At 37.6% G+C, this 8,083-nt stretch carries 7 protein-coding genes and 1 tRNA gene; 6 read left to right on the top strand and 2 right to left on the bottom strand.

The window, feature by feature from the left end; genetic code table 11:
* Positions 1-625 precede the first annotated feature (625 nt).
* A complete protein-coding gene (locus ACLFMM_RS07935; RefSeq protein ID WP_410808199.1) occupies positions 626-1,144 on the top strand; it encodes a COG2426 family protein in 519 nt (172 codons plus the stop codon).
* Positions 1,145-1,193: 49 nt separating this feature from the next.
* On the opposite strand, the gene ACLFMM_RS07930 is transcribed toward ACLFMM_RS07935, so the two are convergent.
* Positions 1,194-1,409: a DUF1059 domain-containing protein gene (locus tag ACLFMM_RS07930; RefSeq protein ID WP_410808198.1), complete on the bottom strand. Its 216-nt coding sequence runs from the start codon at positions 1,407-1,409 to the stop codon at positions 1,194-1,196.
* Positions 1,410-1,684: 275 nt separating this feature from the next.
* Between ACLFMM_RS07930 and ACLFMM_RS07925 the strand changes: the two genes are divergently transcribed.
* Entirely contained in the window at positions 1,685-2,788 is a 1,104-nt protein-coding gene (locus ACLFMM_RS07925) for a uroporphyrinogen decarboxylase family protein (RefSeq protein ID WP_410808197.1), read from the top strand.
* An 86-nt stretch (positions 2,789-2,874) separates the two neighbouring features.
* Here ACLFMM_RS07925 and ACLFMM_RS07920 read toward each other — a convergent pair.
* Positions 2,875-2,958 (bottom strand) — tRNA-Leu (locus tag ACLFMM_RS07920).
* A gap of 158 nt (positions 2,959-3,116) precedes the next feature.
* Between ACLFMM_RS07920 and ACLFMM_RS07915 the strand changes: the two genes are divergently transcribed.
* From ACLFMM_RS07915 to ACLFMM_RS07900, 4 genes are all read left to right on the top strand, one after another.
* Positions 3,117-3,878: an MBL fold metallo-hydrolase gene (locus tag ACLFMM_RS07915; protein WP_410808195.1), complete on the top strand. Its 762-nt coding sequence runs from the start codon at positions 3,117-3,119 to the stop codon at positions 3,876-3,878.
* A gap of 89 nt (positions 3,879-3,967) precedes the next feature.
* The gene (gene ppsA, locus ACLFMM_RS07910) at positions 3,968-6,394 is read left to right on the top strand and encodes a phosphoenolpyruvate synthase (protein WP_410808194.1); all 2,427 of its coding nucleotides are present in this window, start codon (positions 3,968-3,970) and stop codon (positions 6,392-6,394) included.
* 129 nt (positions 6,395-6,523) lie between these two features.
* A complete protein-coding gene (locus ACLFMM_RS07905; RefSeq protein ID WP_410808193.1) occupies positions 6,524-7,549 on the top strand; it encodes a DUF21 domain-containing protein in 1,026 nt (341 codons plus the stop codon).
* Between the two features lie 32 nt (positions 7,550-7,581).
* Positions 7,582-7,794 (top strand): hypothetical protein, encoded by a 213-nt coding sequence (locus ACLFMM_RS07900; protein WP_410808192.1) that lies wholly within the window; start codon positions 7,582-7,584, stop codon positions 7,792-7,794.
* Positions 7,795-8,083 lie beyond the last annotated feature (289 nt).

Here is an 8,083-nt window from a genome sequence, read left to right as displayed (position 1 = left end):
AAGGACTTGAACAAATTCTATCATACCACCTTGCAAGTAAGGGTTTGAAATGATTCCTGACCGCTCTCCCAAGACTGAATCGTGGGGGTTCTTTTGAACCCTGAGAGCCTCAACCTTTTACGAGAGATGGGGTGCAGGGGTAGAAAAAGCCCACGAGTTTAGAGCTTGTCAAAAAATTCGATAATATTAATTTATTTTATCTAATATTTAAATAAATATAAGATGAATAATAAGTTATTTACCAATGACATTTATCCAATAATCCAAAAACCAGACACGGATACTACCAAATGATATAAGATAAATGATTAGGACTGATAATTTATGTTACTTGGTAAACCCCTTTGTAGAATATATCTGCTTTAACATTAATTGTCGGACAGGCTGTTCAGTCGTGGGAGAGCAGTCAGCATACGACCCCGATCCTGTAGGACCATATGATTCCTCATCAATTCTTGGTGGATACAAATGATAAATTAAGATTGCAATGTTAAAAACCCAGATTTTTAAAAGGTTATAAGATCTTGATAGAAAATAGATACTAATAGTGGTTAATTTTATGAATGTCTAATTTTTAGATAGAATAACAGGATATACTGAATAATAAATAAATACCAGATTACATATGTTATTTACCGATATCATCAACCGACTTCTTGAAACGATACCATCCTGGATTTCAATTATGGGTATAAGCATGATGCCATTCCCTGAGCTCAGAGGTGCTATACCTATCGCAATAACTGTGTATAAAATGAACCCTTTTGTAAGTTATTTTCTGGCAGTTACTGGTAATATCGTACCAATATACCCTGTACTGATATCACTTGATGCAATTACCCGCAAACTGAGAAGATTTAAAACTCTGGATGCTCTATTTGATAGACTATTTTCAAAAACCTGCAGATGCCATTCAGAAAAATTTGAAAAATACGGAACTATTGCACTTATACCGATTGTAGCACTGCCGCTTCCGATGACAGGTGCATGGTCTGGTTGTATAGCTGCTTTTATATTCGGTATTCAAAAAAGACATTCATTTCCTGCTATAGTTGCTGGAATAATCCTGTCAGGGGTGATAATTACGGTTCTCACACTTTCAGGGATTAATCTGTACCAATTTATCTGCCCCAAAAATATGTAATTTAATACAGGAAAAGAAGTATCAATTTTGCGTTTTTGAGTTCAGATGATCAAATAGCTCCACACCCACAGCTTCGACCTGCACGGGTTGATATCCTGTATTTGAGGTCTTTAATATCATCCTCATCCATATTATCAAGAACTTCTTTGTGTTCTTTTTCCAGATGATCAAACATTTTTTTCTCAACTTCTTCTGCAGAACTGCCTATAGCCATATAATTGCATTTGAGCCCCAATCCAAGATCGCTACCTTTGATTATCTTCATAATATCCACTCCGATAATCAATAGTTTGGTAGGCTATGGTTATAAAACTATTTATTGCAAGTCAGCTACTAACCGTTCAAGCTGTTAGATTGTCCTTCCAACTCTAAATTTTCAATTTAGAGTGTTTTGATTTAAAGAGAACAGTTAAAACTGTTTGCTTCCTGCTCCATTTCTCGTGAACTACCACTTGTTCCCTGTTTAGCCAAGTGGTAGTTTACAATACCAAAAGTAATATCCAGCGGTTCAGCATACACATATAGAGGAGAATTGACTAAATGACAGGAGAAATGACATCAAAAGAGAGGTTTATTAACGCTCTTGAAATGAAAGATGTGGACAGGGTTCCATATGGATATCTGTGGTTTGGAGCAGGGGATGCAGTTTTGAAACGTATGAATGCCAGTATGAAAGATGTTTATTATTCATCAGAAGGTATTGCTAAAGCACAGATACTTGCAAGGAATATGTACCATCACGACAATGTTATGTCTCCATGGGGTTGCCTACTTGTAGAGGCAGAAGCTCTTGGAACGAATGTAAATATAAAAGAGAACAGATATCCTACAATAGCTGAGTATGTACTGAAATCTTCTAAAGAATACGATAATATCAAACCCAATGATATTAAAAAGTCCGAAAGAGTAGAAACCGTCTCTAAATCCATTAGCATACTTAAAAGAGAACTTAATGATGAGGTTTTCATTACAGGAAGCATACTTTCTCCTTTAATGCTTGCTGCTCAGACCTTAGAAATGGTAAAACTTTGTGAGGAAATGATTACAGAAAAAGAAAGTGTCCATTCCCTTCTTGAAATACTTACAGAGGGTTCTATCTTATATGCTGACCGTATGCTAGAGGAAGGTGTAGATGGGTTTTTAGTTGAAAATGGGGAAAACACGGCAGACCTTTTCAGTCCGCAAATGGCTGATGAATTTGCTCATAAGTACACGAAAAAGCTCTACGACCACATCCATAAAAATGGTGGGTACATAATCTCTCACAATTGCGCTGAACATGCATTCCATGAAATGGACGCAGGTCTGAAACCAGATGCCTTGAACTTTGCCTTCGGTGATGTCAAATCACTTAAAAAACGTTATGGGGTTGATTGTATTAAAAGCCACAATCACAAAAACATTGGCTGTGGACCCAGGTATTGTTTTAAGGATTTTGGAGAACATGGTATCTGTTTGATGGGCAACATTAACCCAAATGTGTTTGGTAATGGTTCATTAGATAATATTAAAAATGAGGTGGAAAGTTGTATGAATGCAGCTCCAAACAAAGGTTTTATTCTTTCCACAGGTTGTGAAATTCCACTTGGCACAACCAAAGAAAAAATGGAAGCCCTCTGGAACACTATAAAATCACAATTTTAATCACTTAAATTCTACATGATGTTGAATCGAAAAAGTAAATTTTTAGAGAGTGGGCATTACTGGAATATAAATGATTCAAAACAGTATGCGAGGGGTGGGATTCGAACCCACGCAACCCTTCGGTACCAGATCTTAAGTCTGGCGCCTTTGACCGGCTCGGCAACCCTCGCAGGTTGTAGGTTTACATTTTCGATATTCAACCTTTGAATATGCAAAGGGGTTTTTAAAACCTGCGGAACAAAACCTGATATAAAGTGGGATTTATAAGTTTTTATTGAGCAACACCCATGATTAAAGTTAAGTTACTTAAGCCTTATTATAGTAATTTATGAATATAACATTTCTTGGAACAGGAGTTGCCATACCCCAAACTGACAGGGTACAGTCAGGAATGGTAGTAGAAATCGAAGGTAAACCCATACTTTTTGATTGTGGATGCGGGATATTGAACCGGATATTTGAGAGCAGATACCGCCATACAGATATTGATACTGTTGTCCTATCTCATCTTCACCTTGACCATGTTGCAGATGTACTGTGTCTTATAAAAGCCAACTGGCTCTGCGATAAAAACGACATAAAGGTATACGGTCCGGTGGGCACAAGTGAATGGATTGAAAGTTTACTGGATGTCTATGAATATCTTCAGGGTAAATCCAATATCATCGTGATAGAAATATCTGCAGGGGACAGCTTCACACCAGCAGGATTAAGTTGTAATATCTCATGTGCAGATGGTATGCACAGTGTTCCATCACTTGGATATCGGGTTGAATCTGGTGGGAGTGTAATGGTATATTCTGGCGACACACAACCCTGTAAATCGATAATGGATTTGTCACATAATGCAGACATTTTGATACATGAATGCTCATTTCCAAACGGATTCGATATTACAAACCACACTACACCAGAAATGTTTGTTGAATATATGAATCATTACAACCCCAATGTTTCCATTTTGTATTTGACACACTTATACCCTCATATGCAGGGTCATGAACAGGAAAGTGTTGAATATCTTAAAAAGAACCTGAAGGATATAAATGATGTAAAAATCGCTGCCGATTTGATGGAAATCACGATATAATCAGAAAGGGTTTTCTACTTTCAATCTTTATAAATAAGGAAAATATCCTATATACCAATAAATAAATATGTTAAGCTTGGGGAGCAATCATGTCACAAAAATACATTAAATGGTTTGAAGAGATTACAATCGATAATGTTCCTGTGGTAGGGGGTAAAAATGCATCTATTGGTGAAATGTACCGGGAACTAGTTCCTCAGGGTATAAATATACCCAACGGTTTTGCAATTACAGCAGAGGCCTACTGGCATGTTCTTGAATCAGGCGGAATAAAGGACGAACTGAAAAATATCATTAAAGGTCTGGATATATCCGATGTTACAGAACTTTCACAAAGAGGAAAAAAAGTCCGCAATTTAATACTTGACGCTGGAATACCTGACGACCTGTGGGATGAGATAAAACAGGCCTATGACTATCTCTGTGAACAGTATGGTCCTGATACTGATGTTGCAGTCCGCAGCTCAGCCACTGCAGAAGACCTGCCTACTGCATCTTTTGCTGGACAACAGGAGACATATTTAAACATACATGGATACCATTCCTTAAAAGATGCATGCAGTCGATGTTTTGCCTCCCTGTTTACAGACCGCGCCATCACATACCGTGAAAACAACAATTTCGACCACTTTAAAGTGGGTCTATCTATAGGAGTCATGAAAATGGTGCGTTCAGACCTTGCTTCAAGTGGTGTGATATTCACTCTTGACACTGAAACCGGTTTCAGGGATGTGGTTTTTATAACTGGTTCCTATGGACTGGGTGAAAATGTTGTGCAGGGACAGGTCAACCCTGATGAATTCTATGTTTTCAAGCCCACCTTTAAAAAAGGATACAACTCCATAATTAGCAAGTATCTTGGAAATAAAGAAATCAAGATGATTTACGGAAGGGGTGAATCCAAAGCATTAACAAGGAATGTAAATGTTTCCGATGCTGATAGAAAACGTTTCTGTATAAATGATGATGAAATATTAACCCTTGCAGATTATGCAATCAAAATCGAGGATTATTATTCCAATCATTACGGAAAATCACAACCCATGGATATAGAATGGGCAAAAGACGGAGAAACCGGGCAGATTTTTATAGTACAGGCAAGACCTGAAACTGTACAGTCCCAGAAAGACCTTAACGTCCTGGAAACCTATATATTGGAAGAAAAGTCAGACATAGTGGTAAAAGGTAAAAGCATCGGAGACAAAATAGCCTCCGGTAAAGCCCATGTCGTATCTGATGTTTCGGAGCTTTCATTATTCAAACCCGGAGAAATTCTGGTTGCTGATACCACAACACCTGACTGGGAACCTGTCATGAAAACCGCCGGCGCAATTGTAACAAATAAAGGCGGAAGGACTTCCCATGCGGCAATTGTCAGCCGAGAACTGGGTATCCCTGCTGTGGTAGGTGCAGTGGATGAGAATGGAATAGAAGCAACAGAAAAAATTCAGACCGGGAATGATATAACGGTAAGCTGTGCAGAAGGAGATGTGGGTTACGTCTATGATGGTAAATTATCATACAATGTAGAAAAAACCAGTCTAAAAGAGATAGGCAGACCCGAAACCAAGCTGATGATGAACATTGGTAACCCGGAAGTAGCTTTTTCATATTCCAGAATCCCAAACGATGGAGTAGGACTTGCCAGGCTGGAATTCATCATTTCAAGTTATATAAAAGTACATCCTATGGCGCTGATTCACCCAGAAAAAGTAGAAGATAAAAACGTGATGAGAAAAATCAATGATCTGACATCTGGTTATAAGAGCAGAGAAGAATACTTTGTTGACAAATTATCCCAAGGTGTAGGTATGCTTGCAGCTGCTTTTTATCCAAACCCTGTTGTCGTCAGGATGAGCGATTTTAAATCAAATGAATACGCGAATCTTACCGGTGGAGAGTTTTTTGAAATTAAAGAGAACAACCCTATGCTTGGATTCAGAGGAGCATCAAGGTATACTCATGAGAATTATAGAGAAGGTTTTGCACTTGAATGCAAATCCATGAAAAGAGTCAGAGATGAAATGGGGCTCACCAATCTTATAATAATGATTCCTTTCTGCAGAACAACGAAAGAAGCCAGAAATGTTATCAAAGAACTGGAAAACAATGGATTAAAAAGAGGAGAGAACGGACTTGAAGTCTATGTCATGTGTGAAATCCCAAATAATATACTGTTAATCGATGAATTCAGTGAGTATTTTGATGGATTTTCCATAGGTTCCAATGACCTCACACAGCTCACATTAGGAATAGACAGGGATTCGGATATTCTTGCCAAAGAGTTTGATGAAAGAGATCCCGGTATCAAGAAAATTGTATGTGCAGCCATCCAAGGATCTAAGAGGAATAACCGGCACAGCGGACTCTGCGGACAGGCACCAAGTGATTATCCTGAATTTGCTGAATTCCTAGTACAAGAGGGGATAGACTCGATATCATTAAATCCGGACGCATTGATGAAAACTACACTCAAAGTCCTTGATACAGGGGATAAATTAAAAAATAATAAATAATCATATACCTACCAGTACTCGTTGCAGGTTAGTAAAGTTTCTAACTACATAATATATTAATTAGCAAATATTATGGAACTGAAAATCTCTAGATGAAAGATTAAAAAGATTCGAGGTTACTGAAATAAAATGGATGAAATAATTACATGGGCTCTTATTATAATCTGTATTTCCCAGTCAGCGATATTTTCAGGGCTAACTATTGGACTTTTCGGGTTAAGCCGTCTGGGGCTGGAAATAGAAGCTGAAACCAGACATAAAAGCGCCATTAAAATTCTGCGATTGAGGCGTGATGCTAATTTTCTTTTAACTACTCTTCTTTGGGGGAATATGTCTGTCAATGTTCTTGTTACACTGCTTACGAATTCTATAATGGCAGGAGCTACAGCATTCCTGTTTTCTACATTTAGTATAACATTGATTGGAGAAATTGCTCCACAGGCATATTTTACAAGGCATGCCTTAAGAGTCGGTGGACATCTGGCACCACTTGTTAGAATCTATCAGATAATCCTTTACCCGGTAGCCAAACCATCTGCACTCTTGCTCGACAAATGGCTTGGTAAAGAAAGGATGCACTTTTTCAAAGAAGAATATCTTAGAATAATGCTTGAAAAACACATTGAATCTTCAAGAACCGAAATCGGTAAAATGGAGGGCCTCGGGGCGCTCAATTTCCTGCAGATTGATGATATACCTATATCCCAGGAAGGGTCAACCATTGAACCTGAAAGTATAATTACATTACCTTTCAAAGAACACCGCCCTGTATTTCCAGAAATAACCAGAGACCCGTCAGACCCCTTTTTACAGAAATTACAAACCTCTGGTAAAAAATGGGTTATAATTACCGATTCTTATGATGAACCTGTAATGGCTATCGATTCTGATGCCTTCCTGAGAGATGCTATCTATAAAACCGGTACATTTAATCCATTCAAATATGCACACAGACCCATTGTAGTAAGAAACCCGGATACAAAACTGGATAAAGTTATTAACCAGCTAATCGTTTTCCCAGAACATGCAGAAGATGACGTTATAGATAAAGACCTTGTTATCTACTGGAACAGGGAAACAGGCGAAAAACGGATAATCACTGGCAAGGACATACTCGGACGTCTGTTAAGAGGTATAGTAATCCGTGTTCAGTAATTTATTTATAAAACTAATTGGACTTAAAGAACATGAATGATGTAACCGACAAACCAAACAAAAACCCGATAATTCTTCTTATAGCAATAGGTGTATTATTAAGTGCTGGACTTTTCTATGGTATGATGCAGTTTGCAGAAAATGAGAACCTATTCATGGTTATACTTACAGCTGTAGCTGTTGGTCTACTGGCGGTTGCTATTACAAAAGTTATAAGTTATTACTACCAGAGTAAAAATCTATAATTGAATTAAAGATGAACAATCATTCCATCATAGATGAACTTTAAACCGAAAGTTGCGATAAACACCATAACAAGTTTTCTGAATAATTGCTGGGATATTTTGTCAGCTACTAACCACTAAAGCGGTTAGCTTGTCCTTCAATCTCTTAACTTCAACTAATAGAAGCTAAGCAATACCACAAAATATTGCTTTCTGACTGGCAAAAAAATAAAAAAGAAGGTGATTTATTAGTTCATTCCTTTTGTTCTTTTTCTTTGGCATATGCAACGATAGCATCTTTAATACCGTA

The organism is Methanohalobium sp. (genome assembly GCF_046546175.1).
Lineage (GTDB): Archaea > Halobacteriota > Methanosarcinia > Methanosarcinales > Methanosarcinaceae > Methanohalobium.
Note: the sequence above shows the minus strand (reverse complement) of the source record. Positions and strands in the feature narration are given on the sequence as shown.